The sequence below is a fragment of the Kribbella amoyensis genome (genome assembly GCF_007828865.1).
GTDB lineage: Bacteria > Actinomycetota > Actinomycetes > Propionibacteriales > Kribbellaceae > Kribbella > Kribbella amoyensis.
Genome location: NZ_VIVK01000002.1, coordinates 174,872 through 196,323, shown reverse-complemented (window position 1 = coordinate 196,323; position 21,452 = coordinate 174,872). Strand labels below are relative to the sequence as shown.

Here is a 21,452-nt window from a genome sequence, read left to right as displayed (position 1 = left end):
GCGGTGCGGTCGGGTGAGTGGCGCGCGCCGGCGGCCGCGGTAAAGCAGCCCGGTACGCCGAGCCAGCACCACGCCGACCCGCACACAACCACGCCGCCGACGACCGGCGGCGTCGGGTGGTACTTAGTCGGCGGGGCCGGCCAGTAGGTCGGACTGGGCCTCGATCTCCTCTTCGGGGTTGATCGGGAGGACGATCTTGAAGCGGGTGTCGCCCGGTGCGGACTCGACGCGCAGGTCGCCGTGGTGTTTCTTGACCACGATGCGCCAGGAGATGTCGAGGCCGAGGCCGGTCCCTTCGCCGATGGGCTTGGTGGTGAAGAACGGCTCGAAGATGCGGCGGCGGATCTCCGGCGCGATCCCGGGGCCGGTGTCGCCGATCTCGACCACCGCGTACGCACCGTCGCGCTTGGTCCGCAGGGTCAGGGTGCCGGTGCCGTCCATCGCGGAGACGGCGTTGTCGATGATGTTGGTCCAGACCTGGTTCAGCTCGGCCGCGTACGCCGGGATCGGGGGCAGGTCGGGATCGAAGTCCTTCACCACCTCGAGGCCCTGGAGTTTGCCCGACATCATCACCAGCGTGGACTTCAGCAGTTCACGCAGATCCACCACCTGGAACGGCGCCCGGTCGATCTGCGAGTACTGCTTGGCCGCGCCGACCAGGGTGGAGATCCGGGTGACCGAGTCGTCGATCTCGTTCATCAGCGATTCGGTGTCGATCGTGTACATCAGCCAGCGGACCGCGCCTTCGAGGTACTTCGGGCCGACCGCCGTCAGCACCTCCTCCATCCACGGCACGTCCAGCCCGGCCGCGGCCAGGACCGGGGCGACGTCCCAGCTGGCCTGGACGTCGTGGTCGTCGAGCCAGTCGGTCAGCGCGTCCTCCGCGTCGGCCAGTTCGATCGCGGACAACTCCTTGGTCTTCGCCTTCGCGACCCGCTCGACAGCGGCTTCCTGCAACTCGATGATCTGGTGCAGCTTGGTCGCGTCCAGGGTGCCGTCGGCAAGCATCGCGAGCTTGGCCCGCATCCCGGCGACCCGCTGGCGCAGAGCGGCCGCGGCCCGGACCGCGGCGGCGGCCGGGTTGTTCAGCTCGTGGGTGAGACCGGCCGACAGCGACCCGAGGGCAAGCAGGCGCTCCCGCTCCCCCATCGTCTCGTTGGTCCGGCGCATCCCCATGATGAAGCCCTCGATCAGGTGCACCGCCATCGGGAACCAGGTGTTCATCATCTGCGCCATGATCGCGGCGTCGATGACGAAGAACTCCGACGGACCGAGCACCCGCATCGTGGCCGTGTAGGCCTTGCGGTCGTCGGCGCCGAAGAAGGCGTTGAAGGCTCCCGAGTACACCCCGCGCTGGGTGGTCCGGTTGATCTCCACCTCCTCGCCGTGGGACAGCTTGCAGAGCCGGACGCCACCTGAGAGCAGGACGTAGCAGCAGGTCGCCGCGTCGCCCTCGGTGAAGACGATGCCCTCCTCGACCGACTGCACGTAGCCTGCCTCGGACAGCCAGGTCAGCTGCTCGTCGGTCAGGCTCTCGAACAGGAACAGCGTGCGCAGCTCGTCGATCGGCAGCCGGCGCGGTTCCGCGTCGGTCGCCTCGGCGGTCTCGTTCTGCGAGCTCATCACAACATCTCCAGGTATCGGTGCACCAACGTCACGGCCATCGCTCCGTCGCCTACCGCGGACGCCACCCGCTTGACCGACTCGGCCCGCACGTCACCGGCGGCGAACACGCCCGGCATGCTCGTCTCCAGGTGGTACGGCTCCCGCTCCAGCGACCAGCCCTGCGGCTTGCCGTGCAGATCGGGCCCGGTCAGCACGAACCCGCGCTGGTCGCGGAGCAGGTCCGCCGGCAACCAGTCGGTCCGCGGTGCGGCGCCGATGAACACGAACATCCACTCCGAGTCCACCTCGCGCGACTCACCGGTCGTGCTGTTCCGCAGGGTCAGCCGCTCCAGGTGATCCGACCCCTTGCACGACACCACCTCGGTACAGGTGTGCACGTCGATGGTGTCGATGGCGTCGATCTGGTTGATCAGATAGCTCGACATGGTCGCCTCGAGCGAAGGACCCCTCACCAGCATATGCACGCGCTTCGCATGCCGGCTGAAGTAGACGGCCGCCTGACCCGCGGAGTTGGCCCCGCCGATGATGTAGACGTCCTGGCCGGCGCAGCTCGGGCCCTCGGTGGTCGCGGAGCCGTAGTACACCCCGCGCCCGCACAGGTCGTCGACGCCGGGCGCCTGCAGGGTCCGGTACGAGACGCCGGTCGCCAGGATCACCGAGTGCGCGGAGATCTCGCTGCCGTCGGAGAAGAGCAGCTTGCGCGCGGAGCCGAGGGTCTCCAGCCCGACCACCTGGCGCGCGGTGAGCAGCTCGGCGCCGAACCGGACCGCCTGCCGCCGGGCCCGGTCGGTCAGCTGGGCACCGGAGACGCCGTCGGGGAAGCCGAGGTAGTTCTCGATCCGGCTGGACTGACCCGCCTGGCCACCGGTGGCGAGCTGCTCGACCAGGACCGTCCGCAGTCCCTCGCTGGCGCCGTACACCGCGGCGCCCAGGCCGGCCGGACCGCCGCCGACCACGACGAGGTCGTAGAACTCCTCGGCCGGTGCGGTCGACAGCCCGACCTTCGCGGCCAGCTCGGCGTCGGTCGGAGCGACCATCACCGTGCCGTCCGCCGTGATCACCACCGGCAGGGTGGAACCGTCCACGCCGGCCGCGTCCAGCAGTCGTTTGCTCTCCTCGTCGTCCACCCCGTACCAGCGGTACGGGACCGCGTTCCGGGCGAGGAAGTCGCGGGCCGCGAACGACGGCGCGGACCAGCGGTGACCGATCACCCGGGTCTCGTCGGTGGACGGCTCCGGGGTCGACTTCCACAGGTCGAGCATGCCGTCGACCACCGGGTACAACTTCTCCTCCGGCGGGTTCCACGGCTTGAGCAGGTAGTGGTCCAGGTCGACCACGTTGATCGCCTGGATCGCGGCGTCGGTGTCGGCGTACGCGGTCAGCAGCACCCGCCGGGCGAGCGGAAACAGGTCCATCGCCTGCTCCAGGAACTCGATCCCGGTCATCTGCGGCATCCGGTAGTCCGCCAGCAGCAGCGCGACCGGCTCACCGCGCAGCTTGAGCTCGCGCAGCGCCTCCAGGGCCTGCGGACCGGTCTCGGCCCGGACGATCCGGTGCTCCTCGCCGTACCGGCGGCGCAGGTCACGGGCGATGGAACGGGACACACCCGGGTCGTCGTCCACGGTGAGGATCACCGGGCGGGAAGTCGACGCTGTCATGCCTCATTGATACCAGCGCGCCCGCGGTCGGCGGGAGCGCTGTCCACGCCGGTCACTGGCAGTTTTCCGTCAGTGGCCAGATGAAGCCAAAACGGTGTACCCGCGGGCCGGCGTTGGCAAGCTTTCGCCGTCCGTGCTCGGGGGCGGGCGACCGGGGCCACCGCCGCGGTCAGGACAACCGTGGGACGCCGAACGGGCGCGTCCCCAGTGGAGGCATCGCGTGAACCATCCATTCCTGCGCCGGCGGACCGCTCTGCTCGCCGGCGCCGTTCTGGTGACCGCCGCGCTGGCAGCACCGAACGGCACCGCCGCGCTCGCGGCACCCACCGAGGGCGTGGCCGCGACCCCGCCGGTCACCACGTCGGACCTCGCGGCGAAGCTGCCGCGGTTCGTCCCGGGCCGGTACATCGTGACGCTGGCCGACGCGCCGGTCGCGACGTACGCGGGTGACGTGGCCGGGCTGAAGGCGACGAAGCCGGCCAAGGGCCGCAAGGTCGACACCGCCGGCCCGGACGGCAAGCGGTACGCCGGGTACCTGACCGGCCGGCACCGCCAGGTCGCGGCGAAGGTCGGGGCGGAGGTCCGGCGGAACTACACCACCGCGGTGAACGCGTTCGTGGCCGACCTGACCGCGAAGCAGGCCGGCGAGCTGAGCCGGACCGGTGGCGTCGTGTCGGTCGTCCCGGACCAGCTGCGCACCGCGCTCGACGACCGCAAGTCGACCGACTTCCTCAAGCTGTCCGGCAAGCAGGGCGTCTGGAACGCGCTCGGTGGTCAGAAGGCGGCCGGCCAGGGCATCGTGGTCGGCGTCGTCGACACCGGGGTCTGGCCGGAGAGCGCCTCGCTGTCCGGGCCGAAGCTGGGCACCAAGGCGCCGACACCGGGCGACCCGTACCGGCCGTACCGCTCCGGCACCACCACGGTCATGCACAAAGCCGACGGCGACACGTTCACCGGAACGTGCCAGACCGGGGCCGAGTTCACCGCCGACCTGTGCAACACCAAGCTGATCAGCGCCCGCTACTTCGGTGACGGCTGGCTCAGCCTGGTCCCGCCGGAGCAGCGCGCCGACTACGTCTCCCCACGGGACGGCAACGGCCACGGCACCCACACGGCCAGCACCGCCGCCGGCCGGTACGGCGTCGACGTCGCGGAGAACGGCGTCAACCTCGGTACCGTCTCCGGCGTCGCCCCGGCCGCCAAGGTCGCCGTGTACAAGGCGCTCTGGGAGGGCAAGGACGGCAAGAACTCCGGCGGCGCCACCTCCGACATCCTGGCCGCGATCGACCAGGCCGTCGCCGACGGCGTCGACGTGATCAACTACTCGGTCGGCTCGATCTTCGAGTCCACGCACACCGACCCGATCCAGCTCGCGTTCCTGTCCGCGGCCTCGGCCGGCATCTTCGTCGCGGCGGCCGGCGGCAACTCCGGTCCGGACCCGTCCACGCTGGACAACACCTCGCCGTGGGTGACCACGGTCGGCGCCAGCACGGTCGCGCCGTGGGCCGCTACCGTTGCGCTCGGCAACGGGCAGAAGTACGCCGGGATCAGCACCACGCTGGCCCGCCAGACCACCTCGGTCCCGCTCGTCAACGGCCAGGCCGTGAAGACCGCGGGTGCCACCGACGCCGACGCGCTGCTCTGCCAGGCGGGCACTCTCGACCCGGCCAAGGCGGCCGGCAAGCTGGTGGTCTGCGAGCGCGGCGTCAACGCCCGGGTCGACAAGTCGGCCGAGGTGAAGCGCGCGGGCGGTGTCGGGATGGTGCTGATCAATCTGTTCGACCAGGACGCCGTCGGCGACTCGCACACCGTGCCCACTGTGCACCTGAACGTACCCGGCGCGCTGTCGGTCAAGGAGTACGCCACGACCGCGGGCGCCACCGCGCAGCTGGTCCCCGGCAACACGACCGGCCAGACCGCGGCGTACCCGCAGATGGCCGACTTCTCCTCCCGCGGCCCGTCGCTGTCGAGCAACGGCAACCTGCTGAAGCCCGACCTCGCCGCACCCGGCGTGAACATCCTGGCCGCGGTCGCCCCGCCGACCAACGGCGGTCAGAGCTATGCGTTCTTGTCCGGTACCTCGATGGCCGCGCCGCACATCGCCGGTCTGGCCGCGCTCTACCTCGGCCAGCACCCGACCTGGTCGCCGATGGCGGTCAAGTCGGCGCTGATGACGACCACCAGCGACGTGCTCAAGGCCGACGGTTCGATCGACAACGACCCGTTCGCCCGCGGCGCGGGTGAGGTCCAGCCGGCGAAGATGCTGGACCGGGACTGGTCTACGACTCCGGCGACCTCGACTGGCTCGGGTACCTGGAGGGCAGCGGCATTCGCACCGGGACCGGTGTCCCGGCGATCGCCCCGAGCGACTACAACGCGCCGTCGATCGCGATCGGCCAGCTGCTCGGCACCCGGACGATCACCCGGCGGATCACGGCCGTCTCCCCCGGCGTGTACCGGGCCAGCGTGGACCTGCCGGGGATGACGGCGGTCGTCAGCCCGTCGATCCTCTCCTTCACCAAGGCCGGTGAGACCAAGACCTTCACGGTGAAGCTCACCCAGGACACGGCGACCTCGAACCAGCCGACCACCGGCTGGCTGACCTGGTCGGGCGCCGGCAAATCGGTTCGCAGCCCGATCGTGGTCACCCCGACCTCCACGCTGGCGCCGACCGAGGTGAAGGGTTCGGGCGCGGCCGGGAGCATCTCGTACACCGCGACCTCCGGCTTCGCGGGAAGCCCGCTCGGCGCGTACGGCGTGGTGTCCGCCCCGGCCGTACCAGGCGAGGTGGTCGCGGGTGCTCCGGACGCCGAGCTGCCGGACTACCCGGTGACCGCGACCAGGGACACCAAGGCGATCCAGTGGCACGTGAAGACGAAGGACCCGAACGGCTCCATCTGGATGGTGCTCTACAAGGTGGTCGACGGCCGGATCCTCCTCCAGTCGTTCCAGGGTGACGGCTCGAACCAGGCGACCGCCTCGGTGGCCGCGCCGACGCCGGGCGTGTGGGGCGTTCTCACCATCACGCTGTCGAACCCGCCGGGCGCCGACACCACGGAGTACGACATCCAGACCAACGTGGTGAGCAGCACGGACCGCGGTGGCCTCCAGGTCACGCCGGCGACGGCCCCGGTCGCCAACGCGCCGTACCAGGTGACCGCGTCGTGGTCCGGCCTGGACCCGGCCAAGCACTACACCGGGTACGTCGAGTACCCGAACGGCGTGGGCACCGTGGTCGCGATCAACTGATCGTTGCCCCTAGCAAGAAAAACGGCGGGCTGGGTGTGCTGACCGGCCCGCCGTCCTCTGTTGTTCAGCGCCAGGTACCGCGGTCGGCGGGACCACCCGCGACCGGTTCGAACTCCACGTCCTCGTCCGGAACCGCGGTGCCGTCCTCGGTGACGAACCCGACGTCCACCAGCTCCCGGGACCGCCGGTCACGCCGCAGCACGGTCGGCCCGGCTTCACGCGGAACGTGCACGTCACCCCACTGCTGCAACGCCGCCAGCACGAGCTTGAGGTCCGCACCGGCCGGGGTCAGGTGGTACGACGACCGGGTCCGCTCGCCCTCGGCCCGGTAGTCGCGCTTCTCCAGCAGGCCGGACTCGACCAGCGAGGCGAGCCGGTTGGTCAGGATGTTCGGCGCGATCCGCAGGTAGTCGCGGAAGTCGGCGAACCGGGTGGTGCCGAGGTGCGCCTCGCGCAGGATCAGGAACGACCAGCGATCGGTGACCAGGTCGAGCGTCCGGGCGATCGAGCAGTTCGGCTGGGTCGCGGTCCGGGTGGTCATCGCCCCTCCTCAGGCAACCGGCGGTGGCCGCGGGCCAGGATCCCGGCGGCCACGATCACGAGCAGCGCCAGCGTACCGATGACGGTCACGCCGAGCAGGAGCGCCGTGCTCAGCCCCGCCGCCGTCGCGACCAGGCCGAGCGTCACGGCGATCGCGCCCTGCAGGACGTACGCCACCAGGTACACGGCGGCGACCGTGCCGCCCCGGTGGTGGGCCGGTGCGCGGGTGGCGATCAGGCTGAGTCCGCCGGAGAACAGCAGCCCGTAGCTCGTCCCACCGACGATCGCGGTGGCCAGGAACACCGGCAGGGAGTGCGCGGTCGCGGACAGCTCGAGCAGACCGAGGTCGACGAGCGTGAGGACGGCGCCCACGGTGACCAGCCGAGCGGCCGGGAAGCGGCGGCCGACGATCGCGGTCACGCCGGTCGCGACCGAGAAGATCGCCAGCAGCAGACCGATGACGAAGATGTTCGTGGTCCCGACGAGATCGCGGATGACCTCCGCCCCGAGCGCGAGGAAGACCGAGCCGAACGCGTACGCGGTGGTCACGGCGACGGCCGCGGCGGCGTACAGCACCCGGAGGCCCTTCGGCACCGTGATCGCGCGCGGGCGCCAGCGGCCCTGGCTCTCGTCCTTGGTGTGCCGCGGCATCCGCCAGACGAAGCCGAACACGATCGCGATCACGGCCAGCAGGACCCAGAAGTCGAGGTGCAGCGGGGCCGGGGCGTACTCGATCAGGCCGCCGCCGACGACCGTCGCCAGTGCTAGACCCACCGCGGTGGCCGCGGTGGTGACCGACGACGCCTTGGCTGCCTTGCCGTGTGCGCTGAACTCGACCGCGGCCGCCGTGGCCGGGGTCAGCGCCAGCCCGACGCCGGCGCCCATCAACGCGCGACCGGCGTACACCCAGCCGACCGACGGGGCGACCGCGAAGAGCAGGACACCGCCGAGCAGCGCGGCCACGCCGTACAGCATGGTGGCGCGGCGGCCGATGTAGTCGGAGAGCTGGCCGAAGATCAGCAGGAAAACCACCAGCACCACCGGGTACACGGCGAAGATCGCGGTCGTCGCCGTCGGGGTGAGGTGCCAGGTCGAGGCGTACAGCGGGTACGTCGTGGTGGGCGCCGCGCTCGTCCACAGGCTGATGCCCGCGACCGCGGCGGCGGTCCAGAAGCCGGCCCGGCGGCTCAGGGCGCGACGCGGGCGCGTGGTCGCCGAGACGGGCAGGTCGAGAGTGGTCATACCGGTTCCTTCCGGGAATCCCCTGAGTTGCGGGATGAAACCCAGAACGCCTGAGTTGCTTTGCGCAATCCAGCGTGGCCCAGTGACCCCCGTCACGCCTGCCGTCGCGGGGTCAGATCCAGCGTCGGCGGGCGGCCTGGACGCCGGCCTGGAACCGGGTCTGCGCGCCGAGGGACTCCATCAACGCGCGGACCCGGCGCTGCGTCGTCCGCGGACTGATCTGGAGCCGCCGGCTGATCATGTCGTCGGTCGCGCCACCCGCGAGCAGCAGCAGGATGTCCCGGTCGTGCGGCCGCAGCCCCGGCAGCTCACCGCTGAACGGAAGCCCGGGCATCGGGACCGCCAGCGCCCACAACATCTCGAAGGTGGCGATCAGCCCGTCCAGCAGCCCCGACGAGCGGATCAGCAGGTAGTGCTCGGACGGTGATCGCGTGGTCAGGCCGATCAGCGCGGTGTCGTCGTCGCCGATCGCCATCTTCATCGGCACCTGGGCGATCACCCGGCTGCGCTCCCCGGCCGTCTGCAGCTCGGGCAGCACCCCCATGATGTCCTCGCTCTCGAACACCTCGGTGCCGTAGATCGCGCGGTACCCGATCCCCGCCTGCAACCGCTGCAGCTCCAGCGCCTGCTGGGTCGACGGCGGCGTCACGTACGGCGGCCGGTCGAGCACGCGGACCTCCCGGCGCGCGTCTTCCTGCAACCGCTCGTACGCGCGGAGCAGTGTGGGTCCGTGCTCGATCAGCTCGACCTGGTTGCCGGTGAGCACCGGTGTCCCCCGGGCACCGCGCAGCTCGTCGGCGACATTTCGCAACCTGGCCAGCTGCGCGTCGAGCTCGTCGAGCGGATCGGTGCGAGCCGACGCCTCCCCACTTTCGTCCTGCACTCCCCACCTGCCTCTGTCGTCGCCGTCCTGCCGTCGCGGCCAGTCCCAGCACCCCGACTCGCGGCCGACCGCCGCTCACCTTAATCCCGTCCCCGCTGGCCTGACACCGTTGTCTCAGCGGCGACCGATCCGACGATCCGGCGGAGGCCGGCCACCGGGCGGCCGGCGGGATGGCTCGCGGGGTGGCTCGCGGGATGGTTAGCGGGGTGGGCAGGACAGGCATGGCCAGGTTCGGCCGCAGCCCAGGCAGCTCCCGTCCGGGGCGGCCGCCGGGAGCCAGCGAGCCCTGCTGCCCGGCACCGGCCGCGGCTTCTCGGCGTGCGACGGCGGAGCTGTTGACTGGGTGCGGCTGTCGAGCCAGCGGACCTGGGTGTCGTCGTGGCCGTGCAGGGTGAGGAAGGCGGTGACGCCGCCCATCCACAGCGAGACGGCCGGGAAGGTGCTGTCCTCCCCGCACCACCGCACGACCGCGAACCCATCGGCCCATTCGACGCCCTCCCCCACCGTCCTGGTGGCACCCGACCCGGACCGCAGCAGCCAGAAGGGCCGCGGCGGCCCCTGCTGCGTCACGTCCTGTCGGTCCACACCAGCAAGCCTCACCGCCGCCCACTGCCTCCACCAGGTGTGATCTGTGGGCTGTCCGAACAGCCCACAGCCCACTCCTCGCACGGACACCGCAGTACCCACGTTCTGTCGGCGGGCCCCTGTAGCGTCCCCACCACGCAGCGCATGGACCGGCCATCCGGCCCACGCCCGAGCGGGGGAGGAACTTGTGGCAGAGGAACGTGTCGATCCACCGTTCGGGGTGCGGCTGAGGCAGTCCCGGCAGGAAGCCGCACTGAGCCTGCGGCAGCTCGCGGCCCGCGTGGGCTACGACTACAGCTACCTGTCCCAGGTCGAGCGCGGCCGACGGCCCGGCTCGGCCCACCTGGCCCAGCTGTGCGACCGCGAGCTGGACACCGGCAGCACCCTGGCCACCGCCTTCGCACTGCACCGGCCGCCGCACCGCCCCACGCCCCGGCCGACCCACCCACCGACGCACCAGACCATCCACCAGCCGACGCACCGACCGGCAGCACCGCGGCCGTCCGGCCGGCCGCCGGTGGAGCTGGAGACGGTCCGGCACGGGCTGGCCGGCTGGCTGGGGCGGTCCAGCCACGACGAGTGGAGCTCGGTCGCGGCCGCCCGCGCGGCGGCCTTCACGACCACCCCGTCGGCGGACCTCCTGCCCGACCTCACCGCCGACCTGCGGGCCCTGCCCGAGATCGCGGTTGCCCGCCCGGAGGAGCTCGCGGTGCCCGCCGCCGAGCTGGCCGTCCTGATGGCGTTGACCGTCGCGTCGCTCGGCCGGGTGCGTGCCGCGGCCGAGTGGTGGCGGACCGCCCGCACCGCTGTTGAAGGTGCGCGGCGGCTGCAAGGCGACGACTCCGGGATCACGACGCGGGTGTACGCAGCCGAGGCGTGGAGCGGTCCGGCGGAGGGCCGCTCGTTGCCGGAGATGCTGGCGGTGGCCGACGCCGCTGTGCGCTGCTCGGAGAGTGCGCGACCGGACGACGACGCCGCACGACCAGCTGACCGAGCTCGTGCCCTCGCCGCCCGAGCCCGGGTGCTTGCCTTGCTCAACCGATCGGCCGAGACGCGGCAGACCCTCTGCGTACTCCGGGAAATCGCTGCCGGGCTCGACGGTCCCGCGACCCCGTTCGACTGGCCGCGGTACGAGACGGATCGGGTGGTGGGCTTCGTCCTCACCGCACTGGGTGACTCGGTGCCCGCCTGGCTCGCGCTGGATCGCGCGTTGGCGGGTTGTCCGCGGGTGTACGTGCGGGAGCGGGCCGAGCTGGAACTGCTGGGTGCGGAGTGCCTCGTCCGGGACGGCGAGTTCGTCACCGGGCTGTCGACGGCGATGCGGGTCCTGGTCGAGCTGCCGGACCAGTGGCACACGCACTACCTGTACGACGTCGCCGGCCGCGTACTCGCCGCAGTACAAGGGAAAGACGCGGGTCGGCCGGCTGTGCGGGACTACCGCGAGCTGCTGCGGCGCAGACCGTACGGTAGTCGCTCTGTGGGCGGCGGGTCGAGCACGGCGCCGACGCAGGAGTAGCGTGCCGCAAAGACCGGAACGGATCGGAGTGGCAGTGGCAGACACGTGGGACTTCGGGCTGGAGTTGCGGAGCGATCCGGCGACGACGGCGGCCCGGACCGCAGTACTGGACAAGCCCGGCTTCGGTCAGGCGTTCACCGACCACATGGTGGTGGCATCCTGGTCGGCGGATCGCGGCTGGCACGACCAGCGGGTCACGGCGTACGCACCGCTCAAGGTCAGCCCCGCCGCGGCCGTACTGCACTACGCGCAGGAGATCTTCGAGGGCCTCAAGGCGTACCGGCACGAGGACGGGTCCGTGTGGGCCTTCCGCCCGGACCGGAACGCCGCCCGCTTCACCACCAGCGCCGAGCGGCTCGCGCTGCCGAAGGTGCCGGAGCAGGACTTCGTCGCCGCGCTGCGGGCCCTGGTGACGGCCGACGAGAGCTGGGTGCCGCCGTACGGCAGCGGTGAGACCAGCCTGTACCTGCGCCCGTACATGATCGCGACCGAGGCCGCACTGAGCGTCCGGCCGGCCCGTGAGGTGCTGTTCGGCGTGATCGCGTCACCGGCCGGCGCGTACTTCGCCACCGGGCCCAAGCCGGTGTCGATCTGGCTCAGCACCACGTCGATCCGGGCGACCCCGGGTGGGACGGGCGCGGCCAAGTGCGGCGGCAACTACGCGGCCAGCCTCGCTGCCCTCGCCGAAGCGACCGAGAACGGCTGCGACCAGGTCGCGTACGTCGACGCGGTCGAGCGCCGGTGGCTGGAGGAGAGCGGCAGCATGAACCTCTTCTTCGTGTACGCCGACGGCCGCATCGTCACTCCGGAGCTGTCCGGCTCGATCCTGGAAGGCGTCACCCGGTCCTCGGTGCTCCAGCTCGCCGCGGACCTCGGTCACCCGGTCGAGCAGCGCCGGGTCTCCGCCGACGAGTGGCGCGACGGCGTCCGCACCGGCGAGATCACCGAGGCGTTCGCGTCCGGGACGGCCGCCGTGATCACCCCGATCGGCCGGCTCGCCTGGCCGGACGGCGACCTGACCATCGGCGACCACACCCAGGACCACGGCGTCGGCCCGGTCACGGCCAAGCTCCGCACGACCCTGCTCGACCTGCAGTACGGCCGCATCCCCGACCAGCACGGCTGGCTCACCCGCCTGTCCTGAACCCGCACCACTCACCAAGCCCCGCCGACCGGCCCGGCTGGGCGTGGACCACGCTGATTCCGGGGGAAGTCGGGGACTTGGTGAGTGCTGGATGTCCGGACAAGCGGCTAAGTTGGCCGCATGGCTGAGTCCAAGGCGGGGAACGGGTCCGGGGCGGGCAACGGGTCGAAGGCTGCCAAGAGCGCGAAGGCGAAGACGCCGGCGGTGGAGCTGCAGGTCGGTGAGCGGACCGTGCGGATCTCCAATCCGGATCGGGTGTACTTCCCGGCCCGCGGCGAGACCAAGCTCGACCTGGTGAACTATTACCTGTCCGTCGGCGACGGCATCGTGCGCGCGCTGCGGGAGCGGCCTTGCATGCTGCACCGGTTCCCGGAGGGCGTGTCCGGCGAGAAGGTGCACCAGAAGCGGCTGCCGCACGGCGCCCCACCGTGGATGGAGACCGTCCGCGTCCACTTCCCCCGGTACAACCGGACCGCCGACGAGCTGTGCGTCACCGAGGTCGCGCACGTCGCGTGGGCGGTGCAGATGTCCACCGTCGAGTTCCACCCGTGGAACAGCCGCCGCGCCGACACCGAGAAGCCGGACGAGTGGCGCATCGACCTCGACCCGATGCCGGACTGCCCGTTCGACCGGGTCCGCCGGGTCGCCCATGTCGCGCACGAGGTGCTCGACGACCTCGGCGCCGTCGGGTACCCGAAGACGTCCGGCGGTTCCGGCATCCACATCTACGTCCGGATCAAGCCCGAGCACGGGTTCGCCGACGTACGCCGCGCCGCGCTGGCGTTCGCGCGCGAGGTGGAGCGGCGCGCGCCCGACGACGTGACCACGACCTGGTGGCGCAAGGACCGCGATCCGAGCAAGCTCTTCGTGGACTACAACCAGAACACCCGCGACCACACGATCGCCAGCGCGTACTCGGTCCGCGGCAACCCGGAGGCCACCGTCTCCACCCCGATCCGCTGGGACGAGGTGGACGACGTCGAGCCGCGCGAGTTCACCATCGCCACGGTGCCCGCCCGGTTCGCCGAGCTCGGTGACCTGCACGCCACGATCGACGACGACCCGTACTCCCTCGACACCCTGCTCGAGTGGGCCGCCCGCGACGAACGCGAAGGCGCCGAGGAACCACCGCAGCCTGACTAAGATCTCCTGATGCGCTCCCTGGATCGGACCGCCGCCTTTGCCCGTGCGGCCGAGCTCGCGACGCTCGCGACCAGCACCCGGCGGGCGATCCTCGGTATCACCGGTGCCCCCGCGGCCGGCAAGTCCACGTACGCCGAGGAGCTCGCGGCCGGGCTCACCACGTCGGGCCATCGGGTCGCGCTGGTCCCGATGGACGGGTACCACCTCGCGCAGTCCGCGTTGGAGGAGCTCGGGATCGCCGACGTGAAGGGTGCGCCGCACACGTTCGACGGCGCCGGGTACGCCGCGTTGCTCCGGCGGCTGCGGGACCGTACCGGCGAGACGGTGTGGGCGCCGCGGTTCCACCGGGAGCTGGAGGACTCGATCGCGGCCGCCATCGGGGTCGGCCCGGAGATCGACCTGGTGCTCACCGAGGGCAACTACCTGCTGCTGGACCAGGAGCCCTGGGCAACGGCTCGCGGATCCGTCGACGAGATCTGGTACCTCGAACTCGACGACGACACCCGGCACGCCCGGCTGACCGCGCGGCACCAGCACTTCGGCAGGTCGGCGCAGGAGGCCCACGACCGGACCTTCGGCAGCGACGAGCGCAACGCCCAGTTGATCGCGGCAACCAAACACCTGGCCACGGCGACCCTCAGTCTGTAGCGCTCCCGCAGGTCCGCTCGATGAAGGCGGCCACCCCGTCCAGGTAGAGCTGCAGACCGAAGTCGAAGTCCGCGTCGTCGGCCTCGTCGAAGGACGTCTCCACCTCGAAGACGCCCGCCTCCAGGACCCGCGCCACCGCCGGCAGTTCGCGCGGATCGACCACCCGCGCCAGCGTCGCGCCGTACCGGGCGAAGACCTCCGGGTTGTCGGCGAAACCCGCGGCCAGGTCGAGCGCGAGCCGGATCTCGCCGTGTACGTAGGTCATCAGGCCCATCACGACGCCGACTTTGCCCGCCTCGTCCAGCCCGGTGCCGGCGAGCGCGGCGAGCGCGGAGTCGAACCAGGCCAGGTTGTTCGGCCCGGCGGGCGGACCGGAGATCGGCAGCCGGGCGTACCACCGGTGCTTGCGGATCGCCGTCATCACGCTGTCGGCCCAGAACGTCAGCCCGGTCCGCCAGTCGGCCCCGGTGGGCAGCGGCCCCGGTCGCTCGAGGGCGGCGTCGGACATCAGCACGAGCAACTCGTCCTTGCTCTTCACGTGGCGGTAGAGCGCCATCGTGGAGTTGCCCAGCCGCTCCGCGACCCGGGCCATCGACACCGCGCCCAGCCCCTCGGCGTCGGCCAGCTCGATCGCCGCCCGGGTGATGTCGTCGGCGGTCAGCGACGGCTTCGGCCCACGCCGGCTGCCGTCCCGCAGCCCCCACAGCAGGGCCACGTCGGCGGGTAGCTCGTTCATCTCCACCCCCTCAGTCTAGAAACGCCTATTGCGTACCTGCTACGCTAATTAGCGTACCTAATACGCAGTAGGAGGGGACGGATGATCGTCGAGGCGACACAACTACGGAAGTCGTACGGAGCCACGCACGTCCTGCGGGGCGTCGACCTGCGGGTCCGTGAGGGCGAAGTGCTGGCCCTGCTCGGGCCGAACGGCGCGGGCAAGACCACCACCGTGCGGATCCTGACCACGCTCACCCGGCCGGACGGAGGAACGGCGACGATCGCCGGGTACGACGTGGTCCGCGAGCCGACCCGGGTCCGCGGCGTCATCAGCCTCACCGGGCAGTACGCGGCCGTCGACGACAACCAGACCGGCCGGGAGAACCTGGTCATGGTCGGCAAGCTGATGCACCTCGGCGGGACCACGGCGCGGCGGCGGGCCGGCGAGCTGCTGGAGCGGTTCGCGCTGACCGACGCGATGGACCGCCGGGTGAAGACGTACTCCGGCGGGATGCGGCGCCGGCTCGATCTCGCGATGAGCCTGATCGGCCGGCCGCGGGTGATCTTCCTGGACGAGCCGACCACCGGGCTCGACCCGGCCAGCCGGCTGACCATGTGGGACGCGATCGGCGAACTGGTCCGGGACGGCACCACGATCCTGCTCACCACCCAGTACCTCGAGGAGGCCGACCGGCTCGCCGATCGGATCGTGCTGCTCGACGGCGGCGTGATCACGGCGTCCGGGACCGCGGACGCGCTCAAGGCCCGGATCGGCGGCGAGCGGATCGAGGTGTTCTTCACCGACCCGGCCGACGCGGCGAAGTCGGTCCAGGTACTCGGCGGCGTCGCCGACGGCGTCACCGTGAACCTGCCGTCCGACGGGACCGCGAATCACCTGCACACGGTCCTGGACGAGTTGCGCGACCAGGGTCTGCGGCCGGCCCGGGTGTCGTCGCACCGGCCGACCCTCGACGACGTGTTCCTCACCCTGACCGACCGGGAGAAGCAGCCATGAGCCATGACGGAGTCGCCGCGGCCGTGACCGACGCGGCCACGATGATCGACCGGTCCGTCCGGTTGACCCGGCGCAACGTCGACACCCTGTTCGTGTCGATCCTGCTGCCGCTGCTGATGATGGCGTTGTTCGTGTACGTGTTCGGCGGCGCGATCGAGACCGGCACGGAGTACATCAACTACGTGGTGCCCGGCATCCTGCTGCTCACCACCGGGTACGGCGCGTCGAACACCGCGATGGCGGTCGCCGACGACATGACCAGCGGCATGATCGACCGGCTCAGGTCGTTGCCGATCCGCAGTTTCGCGGTGCTGACCGGGCACGTCACCGCGAGCGTGCTGCGGAATGCGGTCTCGACCGGCATCGTCATCCTGGCCGCGCTGGCGATGGGGTTCCGGCCGGCCGCGACGTGGCTGGACTGGCTCGCCGCGATCGGGCTGCTGCTGCTCTACGTCCTCGCACTGTCCTGGCTGGCGGCCGGGCTCGGCGTGATCGCGAAGTCGGTCGAATCGGCCAGCACGCTCAGCTTCTTCATGTTGTTCCTGCCCTATCTGAGCAGCGCTTTCGTGCAGCCGGAGACGATGCCGCGGTTCCTCCGGCCGATCAGCGAGCACCAGCCGATCACGCCGGTGATCGAGACGGTCCGGAGCCTGCTGATCGGGACGCCGCTGGGCAACAACGGCTGGATCGCGTTGGCCTGGTGCGGGGGTCTGCTGGCCGGTTCGTTCGTGCTCGCGACCGTACTCTTCCGCCGGCGCGCCGGGCGCTGATCACGATCTGCCTTGCGGCGGGCTCGGAAAAACGAGTGCCCCGATCAAGGATCGGGGCACTCGCCCGTGCGGGTCCCGGGGGGAGTGGGACCTCCACACGTGGGGGGATTTCGAATCTATCGCGCGCGGAGGGTCACGGCGGAACAATTCGGCGATTCTTTCCAGGTCGTCCGCTCAGCGGTGCCTACCCGGCCGAAGAAATCTGGAAAAAGTTTCGGCGACGATGTCGAACCCGGCGGGTCCTCTCCGACGTATCAGTGACAGCAGGAACCGATCAGCAGACTGAGGAGAGGGTCAGGATGAACGAGAACGCCGCCAACCAGATGATCGTGACGATGCTGGCCGAGGGGAACCCGGTCTGGTACGTCGCCGCCATGGTCAACATGCGCAGCCACGACGTGTACATGATCGGCCGCGCCGCCGGCTACCCCGATCAGGCCAAGCTCCGCCACGCCGTCTGGGCCCGGCAGAACCGCACTCGCACCGCCGCCTGAAACGCCCAGCCGCTGATTCCCGCCGGCTCGCCCCTTGATGTGTCATCGTCTTGGCTGGGAGCTCGAGTGGAGGGGGAATCAGATGGCTGGTCCGTTGTCCCGGCTCTTCCTGAACAAGGGGCGCGAGGAGGAGGCGATCATCGAGGCGCCGGCCTTCAGCATCACGAAGGTCCTCGCGGTCGCGGCGCCCCTGGTGACCACCCTGGTCGGGGTGATCGCGGACAAGGTCGACTGGTTCAAGCTCGACATGCGCGCCTCCCACTTCACCGCTCTCGCCATCGGGGTACTCGGTCTGATCGCGGTCGCCGGCTCGGCCGACGTGCTGGCCCGGGCGATCGCCAGCCGCGGCAAGTCCACCGGCTCGGTGATCAGCTTCGCCACCCCACTCGGCGCGGTCCGGGTGACCGAGGCCGAGGACGTCCCGGTCGCGGCCGTCGCCGTCTCCGCGGAGCAACCACCGCGCTTCCTCTGCCTGCATCCCGACGGAGCGCTGGTCTGGGAGACCGAGCAGGATCTGCGGTTCACCACCGCGAAGGTCGCGTCCTGACCCTCCTGCCGGCGCGGAGATCGCTCGGTAGCATCGCGACCATGATCTTCATCACCGCGAAGTTCCGGGTCCAGCCCGAGCACGCTGCCGACTGGCCCAGCATCTCCGAAGCCTTCACCCAGGCCACCCGGGCCGAACCAGGCTGCCTCTGGTTCGACTGGTCCCGCTCGCTCGACGACGCCGACGAGTACGTCCTGGTCGAAGCCTTCCGCGACGACGACGCCGCCACCGCGCACGTCACCTCCGACCACTTCAAGGCGGCCCAGCAGACGCTGCCGCAGTACCTGGTCGAGACGCCGCGCATCGTCAACTTCAAGGTCGACCAGGACGACTGGTCCGAACTCGGCGAACTGGCCGTCAAGCGCTGAGCAGTTCTACTCCGGCACGACGACGGTGTTCTGCGCGGCCGCGATCCGCCAGCGGCCGGCGTCCTTGGCGAGGAGGTAGACCGGCGTGCCCTGGTCGACAGGTGCGGGATCTTCGCCGGCCGGGGTGTAGGTCTGGTTGACGTTCACGACAGCGATGTCGGACCGCACGAACAGCAGGTGATCAGGCACGTACGTCGCGGTCGCGTGCTGCGTCGCGCCCGGAAGAACCCGCCGGGTGAACTCCTCGATCGTCGCGCGCCCGTACAGCCCCTTCCCGTGCCCGGTCACCCAAAGAGCGTCCGCACGGAACAACCCGATGAACGCATCCACGTCCTCGGCACGCTGTGCCTTCTCGACCTGCGCGACCAGCTCCTCGATCGCGTCCACGTCAGCCTGGCTGGGAATCTGTCCGGTGATGTCCATGCACCGGGATCCTGCTAGCTCAACCAAACTTGAGGTCAAGCCCGGCTCTCGATCTCGTACTGCGTCCGCAGGTCGCCGAACCCGTCCTCGCGCCCGCGTCGGACCACCACGACTCGGTCGCCGACGACCCGGCGGACCCGGTCGGCGATCTCCTCGGCCTGGCCGGGCATGCAGTACAGCGCGAGGACGAGCGCGCTGTCCGCCGTCAAGGTGAGCGACCAGGGCACCTCGCACGGCCCGTCGTGCTCCTCCACCGGGCAGATCGTCCCGGTGACCAACCGCTTCAGCACGTCGTCGTCCGCGGCAGCACCGTGCACCCAAACCTCGTATCCGTCCACCATGCCCCGACCGTACGCACCACCCACCACCCATCACATCGGGGTTGCCCCGGTGCGGACCCCAACGCCGTCCGGGTACGGCCTGGGGAGGTACCTAGCCTCTGAAGTGGTTGATGATGCGGCCGATGTCTTCTTGTTGGGCTTGGGGGTAGGACTTGAGTCTTTCGTGGACCGCTTCGGCGATCGGGAGGTCGGCGGCCTCGGTGGCCAGGGCTACGTCCTTGGCGGCCAGTTCGGTTTGGTAGTAGGCGCCTTCGGCAAAGGCCCTTGCGGTCAGGCCGGCCAGGGGTGAGCTCGCCAGGGCTTTGCGTACCTGGTCCTCCGGCAGGCCGAACGCGTCGGCCAGTTGCAGCGCCTCGCCGACCACGGTGACGCCGTTGACGATGGCGTTGATCATCACGATCTTCAGCGCAGCCCCGGTCCCGACTCCGCCAGTGCGCTGGACCTGGCCGAACAGCTCGAGCAAGGGCATCACCTCGTCGGCGTCGCCGCCGACCAGGAGGTTGAGCTCGCCGCCGGCCGCCTTGTCGACGCTTCCCATCACCGGCGCGTCCACCAGCTTCGTCCCCGCGGGCAGCAGCGCGGCCACCTCACGAACAGCGGCCGGGCCGATCGTGGACACGTCGACCAGGACCGCTCCGGGCTTCAACTCCTTGGCGAACTCACCGACCACGGTGAGCACCGCCCGGGGATCCGCGAGCATCGTCACGACCACGTCCGCGTCCCGCACCGCCTCGGCCGGGGACGCCGCCACCCGCTCGAATCCGGCCGCCTTGTCCGCCGACCGGTTCCACACCGTCAACTGGTACCCGGCCGCGGCCACCCGTCGAGCCATCGGCGCGCCCATCGACCCCAACCCCAGAAACGCCACCTTGCTGCTGTTGTCCATCCTCCCAAACTAGCCTCTTGATTTAGTCAGAGACTCGTACCATTCTGAGGACAGGGTCAGGGGGAAACGATGGGAACGACCGAACAGGTACTCGCGATCGTCATCGGTCTCATCCTGGTCGCCGTCTGCGTGCTGGAGCTGTTCTTCTACGACCGGCCGCAGTTCTTCCCGCTGTTCCTGATCAGGTCCGAGGACAAGGACGCGGTCCGGCTCTGGCGGATCTCGATCGCCTTCTACAACCTGACCACCGCGGTTGCGCTGTTCGTCGGTGCGTACCTGCTCGGCACGTCGTCCTCGGACGCCGGTACGGCCCTGATCGTGTTCACCGCCTGCCAGCACGTGTTCCTCGCGATCGTCATGCTGATCACCCAGCCGAAGCTCTGGCTCAACTCGGTCATGGAGGCGTCGCCGAACCTGCTGCTGCTCGGCGTCGCGCTGGTCTGACCATCGATCAGTTTTCGAGAAGTTTTCCGCCGGTCGCGCTGCCTAGCATGAGTCTCGTACCGACCAGGAGGAGAGCAGATATGACCACGAAGAAGTCCACCGCCGAGAAGTCCTACGACGGGTTCAGCGAGGACGAGCGCGCCGCGATGAAGGAGCGGGCGAAGGAGCTGAAGACGACCCAGCGCGGCGCCAAGGCCAAGGAGGATGGCGAGGCCGCTGTCCGCGAGAAGCTCGCCGAGATGGGTCCGGCGGACCGGGCCATCGGTGAGCGGATCCACGAGCTCGTCCTGCACGCGGCTCCCGACCTCACCCCGAAGACCTGGTACGGCATGCCCGCCTACGCCCGGGACGGCAAGCTGATCTGCTTCTTCCAGTCCGCCGAGAAGTTCAAGTCCCGGTACGCCACCCTCGGCTTCGAGCAGCACGCCGATCTCGACGAGGGCACCATGTGGCCGACCGCCTTCGCCATCACCGAGCTGACCAAGGCCAACGAGGCCCGGATCACCGAACTCGTCCAGCGCGCCACCAGCTGACCGGCACGCAGATAGGGGCCGATAGCAACGGAACGGCTCAGGCGAGCCCGGCGTCACGGGCTCGCACGATGGCCTGGGCCCGGTCGGGGACGCCGAGTTTGGCGAAGATGTTGGTGATGTGGTTCCGGACGGTCTTGTCCGAGACCACCAGGTGACGGGCGATCTCAGGATTCGACCGGCCGTGCGCGATGAGCGTGAGGATCTCCTCTTCGCGATCGGTGAGCATCGGGAACGGGCCGGCGCGGGCGGCCCGGCGTTCGGCGGTGAGCCGGCCGAGGACCAGGCCCGCGATGTCGGCGCCGAAGACGGCCTCGCCTGCCGCCACCGCACGGACCGCCTCCAGGATGAGGTCACCGGAGGCGCCCTTGACGAGGTACCCACGGGCACCCGCCTGCAGAGCCGCGTGGACCGATTCCTCGTCGTCGAGCATCGTGAGGACGAGGACGGCGACCTCGGGGGCGTCGTCGGTGAGTTGCCGAGTGGCCGCGATCCCACCGGTACCGGCCATGTGCAGGTCCATCAGCACCACGTCCGGCCGGAGTTCGCCGACCTTCGCGATCGCCGCGTCCCCGTCACCGGCTTCGGCCACCACCTCGACGTCGGATTCCTCGGCCAGAACCCCGACCAGGCCGCGCCGGAACACCGGATGATCGTCAGCCACCAGGACCCGGATCACGGCC

At 70.5% G+C, this 21,452-nt stretch carries 24 protein-coding genes; 13 read left to right on the top strand and 11 right to left on the bottom strand.

Going from position 1 to position 21,452, the window contains the following annotated elements:
* Positions 1 to 123 precede the first annotated feature (123 nt).
* Complete coding sequence (locus FB561_RS31190; RefSeq protein ID WP_145813633.1) at positions 124 to 1,623, bottom strand: ATP-binding protein; 1,500 nt, start codon at positions 1,621 to 1,623, stop codon at positions 124 to 126.
* Complete coding sequence (locus FB561_RS31185; protein WP_145813632.1) at positions 1,623 to 3,284, bottom strand: NAD(P)/FAD-dependent oxidoreductase; 1,662 nt, start codon at positions 3,282 to 3,284, stop codon at positions 1,623 to 1,625. Before FB561_RS31185 ends, FB561_RS31190 begins: the two co-directional genes overlap by 1 nt.
* Positions 3,285 to 3,504: 220 nt before the next feature.
* On the opposite strand from FB561_RS31185, the gene FB561_RS31180 reads away from it, so the two are divergent.
* Together FB561_RS31180 and FB561_RS31175 are read left to right on the top strand one after the other, a co-directional pair.
* Positions 3,505 to 5,769: a S8 family peptidase gene (locus FB561_RS31180; protein ID WP_170284901.1), complete on the top strand. Its 2,265-nt coding sequence runs from the start codon at positions 3,505 to 3,507 to the stop codon at positions 5,767 to 5,769.
* A complete protein-coding gene (locus tag FB561_RS31175; RefSeq protein WP_170284924.1) occupies positions 5,670 to 6,533 on the top strand; it encodes a hypothetical protein in 864 nt (287 codons plus the stop codon). The genes FB561_RS31180 and FB561_RS31175 overlap by 100 nt, the downstream gene beginning before the upstream one ends.
* Positions 6,534 to 6,597: 64 nt before the next feature.
* Here the strand turns inward: FB561_RS31175 and FB561_RS31170 are convergent, their stop codons facing one another.
* From FB561_RS31170 to FB561_RS31155, 4 genes are all read right to left on the bottom strand, one after another.
* Complete coding sequence (locus tag FB561_RS31170) at positions 6,598 to 7,074, bottom strand: winged helix-turn-helix transcriptional regulator (RefSeq protein WP_145813630.1); 477 nt, start codon at positions 7,072 to 7,074, stop codon at positions 6,598 to 6,600.
* Positions 7,071 to 8,315 carry an MFS transporter gene (locus tag FB561_RS31165; protein WP_145813629.1) on the bottom strand — a complete coding sequence of 415 codons (1,245 nt, stop codon included), beginning with the start codon at positions 8,313 to 8,315 and terminating at the stop codon, positions 7,071 to 7,073. Before FB561_RS31165 ends, FB561_RS31170 begins: the two co-directional genes overlap by 4 nt.
* Before the next feature lie 112 nt (positions 8,316 to 8,427).
* Entirely contained in the window at positions 8,428 to 9,198 is a 771-nt protein-coding gene (locus FB561_RS31160) for a helix-turn-helix transcriptional regulator (RefSeq protein WP_145813628.1), read from the bottom strand.
* A gap of 198 nt (positions 9,199 to 9,396) precedes the next feature.
* Positions 9,397 to 9,783 (bottom strand): hypothetical protein, encoded by a 387-nt coding sequence (locus FB561_RS31155; protein ID WP_145813627.1) that lies wholly within the window; start codon positions 9,781 to 9,783, stop codon positions 9,397 to 9,399.
* 187 nt (positions 9,784 to 9,970) lie between these two features.
* On the opposite strand from FB561_RS31155, the gene FB561_RS31150 reads away from it, so the two are divergent.
* From FB561_RS31150 to FB561_RS31135, 4 genes are all read left to right on the top strand, one after another.
* A complete protein-coding gene (locus FB561_RS31150) occupies positions 9,971 to 11,299 on the top strand; it encodes a helix-turn-helix domain-containing protein (RefSeq protein ID WP_145813626.1) in 1,329 nt (442 codons plus the stop codon).
* Positions 11,300 to 11,333: 34 nt separating this feature from the next.
* Positions 11,334 to 12,443 carry a branched-chain amino acid aminotransferase gene (locus FB561_RS31145; RefSeq protein ID WP_202880957.1) on the top strand — a complete coding sequence of 370 codons (1,110 nt, stop codon included), beginning with the start codon at positions 11,334 to 11,336 and terminating at the stop codon, positions 12,441 to 12,443.
* Positions 12,444 to 12,563: 120 nt separating this feature from the next.
* On the top strand, positions 12,564 to 13,586 hold the full coding sequence (ligD, locus tag FB561_RS31140; protein ID WP_238335236.1) for a non-homologous end-joining DNA ligase: 1,023 nt from the start codon (positions 12,564 to 12,566) through the stop codon (positions 13,584 to 13,586).
* 9 nt (positions 13,587 to 13,595) lie between these two features.
* Entirely contained in the window at positions 13,596 to 14,234 is a 639-nt protein-coding gene (locus FB561_RS31135; RefSeq protein ID WP_145813625.1) for a nucleoside/nucleotide kinase family protein, read from the top strand.
* Here FB561_RS31135 and FB561_RS31130 read toward each other — a convergent pair.
* Positions 14,224 to 14,970 carry a TetR/AcrR family transcriptional regulator gene (locus FB561_RS31130; protein ID WP_145813624.1) on the bottom strand — a complete coding sequence of 249 codons (747 nt, stop codon included), beginning with the start codon at positions 14,968 to 14,970 and terminating at the stop codon, positions 14,224 to 14,226. The genes FB561_RS31135 and FB561_RS31130 overlap by 11 nt on opposite strands.
* Positions 14,971 to 15,051: 81 nt before the next feature.
* On the opposite strand from FB561_RS31130, the gene FB561_RS31125 reads away from it, so the two are divergent.
* The 5 genes from FB561_RS31125 to FB561_RS31105 all read left to right on the top strand — a co-directional run bounded on the left by FB561_RS31125 (position 15,052) and on the right by FB561_RS31105 (position 18,145).
* Positions 15,052 to 15,966 (top strand): ATP-binding cassette domain-containing protein, encoded by a 915-nt coding sequence (locus tag FB561_RS31125; RefSeq protein WP_145813623.1) that lies wholly within the window; start codon positions 15,052 to 15,054, stop codon positions 15,964 to 15,966.
* A complete protein-coding gene (locus FB561_RS31120) occupies positions 15,963 to 16,736 on the top strand; it encodes an ABC transporter permease (protein WP_145813622.1) in 774 nt (257 codons plus the stop codon). Before FB561_RS31125 ends, FB561_RS31120 begins: the two co-directional genes overlap by 4 nt.
* Before the next feature lie 299 nt (positions 16,737 to 17,035).
* On the top strand, positions 17,036 to 17,230 hold the full coding sequence (locus FB561_RS31115) for a hypothetical protein (protein ID WP_145813621.1): 195 nt from the start codon (positions 17,036 to 17,038) through the stop codon (positions 17,228 to 17,230).
* An 82-nt stretch (positions 17,231 to 17,312) separates the two neighbouring features.
* Positions 17,313 to 17,777, top strand: a complete 465-nt coding sequence (locus FB561_RS31110) for a hypothetical protein (protein ID WP_145813620.1) — start codon at positions 17,313 to 17,315, stop codon at positions 17,775 to 17,777.
* Positions 17,778 to 17,818: 41 nt separating this feature from the next.
* Positions 17,819 to 18,145 carry a putative quinol monooxygenase gene (locus FB561_RS31105; protein ID WP_145813619.1) on the top strand — a complete coding sequence of 109 codons (327 nt, stop codon included), beginning with the start codon at positions 17,819 to 17,821 and terminating at the stop codon, positions 18,143 to 18,145.
* A gap of 6 nt (positions 18,146 to 18,151) precedes the next feature.
* Here the strand turns inward: FB561_RS31105 and FB561_RS31100 are convergent, their stop codons facing one another.
* From FB561_RS31100 to FB561_RS31090, 3 genes are all read right to left on the bottom strand, one after another.
* Positions 18,152 to 18,568: an SgcJ/EcaC family oxidoreductase gene (locus FB561_RS31100; RefSeq protein WP_145813618.1), complete on the bottom strand. Its 417-nt coding sequence runs from the start codon at positions 18,566 to 18,568 to the stop codon at positions 18,152 to 18,154.
* Between the two features lie 35 nt (positions 18,569 to 18,603).
* Positions 18,604 to 18,909, bottom strand: a complete 306-nt coding sequence (locus FB561_RS31095) for a hypothetical protein (protein WP_145813617.1) — start codon at positions 18,907 to 18,909, stop codon at positions 18,604 to 18,606.
* A 91-nt stretch (positions 18,910 to 19,000) separates the two neighbouring features.
* Entirely contained in the window at positions 19,001 to 19,795 is a 795-nt protein-coding gene (locus FB561_RS31090; RefSeq protein ID WP_145813616.1) for an NAD(P)-dependent oxidoreductase, read from the bottom strand.
* A gap of 69 nt (positions 19,796 to 19,864) precedes the next feature.
* On the opposite strand from FB561_RS31090, the gene FB561_RS31085 reads away from it, so the two are divergent.
* Together FB561_RS31085 and FB561_RS31080 are read left to right on the top strand one after the other, a co-directional pair.
* Positions 19,865 to 20,239 carry a DUF1304 family protein gene (locus FB561_RS31085; protein WP_145813615.1) on the top strand — a complete coding sequence of 125 codons (375 nt, stop codon included), beginning with the start codon at positions 19,865 to 19,867 and terminating at the stop codon, positions 20,237 to 20,239.
* Between the two features lie 80 nt (positions 20,240 to 20,319).
* A complete protein-coding gene (locus FB561_RS31080; protein WP_145813614.1) occupies positions 20,320 to 20,772 on the top strand; it encodes an iron chaperone in 453 nt (150 codons plus the stop codon).
* Between the two features lie 37 nt (positions 20,773 to 20,809).
* Here the strand turns inward: FB561_RS31080 and FB561_RS31075 are convergent, their stop codons facing one another.
* Positions 20,810 to 21,448, bottom strand: a complete 639-nt coding sequence (locus FB561_RS31075) for a response regulator (RefSeq protein WP_238335235.1) — start codon at positions 21,446 to 21,448, stop codon at positions 20,810 to 20,812.
* Positions 21,449 to 21,452 lie beyond the last annotated feature (4 nt).

Bases quoted from the DNA above. Each gene is read 5' to 3' on its own strand.
- FB561_RS31105 (WP_145813619.1), top strand. From the start codon at position 17,819: ATGATCTTCATCACCGCGAAGTTCCGGGTCCAGCCCGAGCACGCTGCC.
- FB561_RS31170 (WP_145813630.1), bottom strand. From the start codon at position 7,074: ATGACCACCCGGACCGCGACCCAGCCGAACTGCTCGATCGCCCGGACG.
- FB561_RS31115 (WP_145813621.1), top strand. From the start codon at position 17,036: ATGAACGAGAACGCCGCCAACCAGATGATCGTGACGATGCTGGCCGAG.
- ligD (WP_238335236.1), top strand. From the start codon at position 12,564: ATGGCTGAGTCCAAGGCGGGGAACGGGTCCGGGGCGGGCAACGGGTCG.
- FB561_RS31100 (WP_145813618.1), bottom strand. From the start codon at position 18,568: ATGGACATCACCGGACAGATTCCCAGCCAGGCTGACGTGGACGCGATC.
- FB561_RS31135 (WP_145813625.1), top strand. From the start codon at position 13,596: ATGCGCTCCCTGGATCGGACCGCCGCCTTTGCCCGTGCGGCCGAGCTC.
- FB561_RS31130 (WP_145813624.1), bottom strand. From the start codon at position 14,970: ATGAACGAGCTACCCGCCGACGTGGCCCTGCTGTGGGGGCTGCGGGAC.
- FB561_RS31185 (WP_145813632.1), bottom strand. From the start codon at position 3,284: ATGACAGCGTCGACTTCCCGCCCGGTGATCCTCACCGTGGACGACGAC.
- FB561_RS31085 (WP_145813615.1), top strand. From the start codon at position 19,865: ATGGGAACGACCGAACAGGTACTCGCGATCGTCATCGGTCTCATCCTG.
- FB561_RS31120 (WP_145813622.1), top strand. From the start codon at position 15,963: ATGAGCCATGACGGAGTCGCCGCGGCCGTGACCGACGCGGCCACGATG.
- FB561_RS31110 (WP_145813620.1), top strand. From the start codon at position 17,313: ATGGCTGGTCCGTTGTCCCGGCTCTTCCTGAACAAGGGGCGCGAGGAG.
- FB561_RS31080 (WP_145813614.1), top strand. From the start codon at position 20,320: ATGACCACGAAGAAGTCCACCGCCGAGAAGTCCTACGACGGGTTCAGC.
- FB561_RS31095 (WP_145813617.1), bottom strand. From the start codon at position 18,909: ATGGTGGACGGATACGAGGTTTGGGTGCACGGTGCTGCCGCGGACGAC.
- FB561_RS31190 (WP_145813633.1), bottom strand. From the start codon at position 1,623: ATGAGCTCGCAGAACGAGACCGCCGAGGCGACCGACGCGGAACCGCGC.
- FB561_RS31090 (WP_145813616.1), bottom strand. From the start codon at position 19,795: ATGGACAACAGCAGCAAGGTGGCGTTTCTGGGGTTGGGGTCGATGGGC.
- FB561_RS31165 (WP_145813629.1), bottom strand. From the start codon at position 8,315: ATGACCACTCTCGACCTGCCCGTCTCGGCGACCACGCGCCCGCGTCGC.
- FB561_RS31125 (WP_145813623.1), top strand. From the start codon at position 15,052: ATGATCGTCGAGGCGACACAACTACGGAAGTCGTACGGAGCCACGCAC.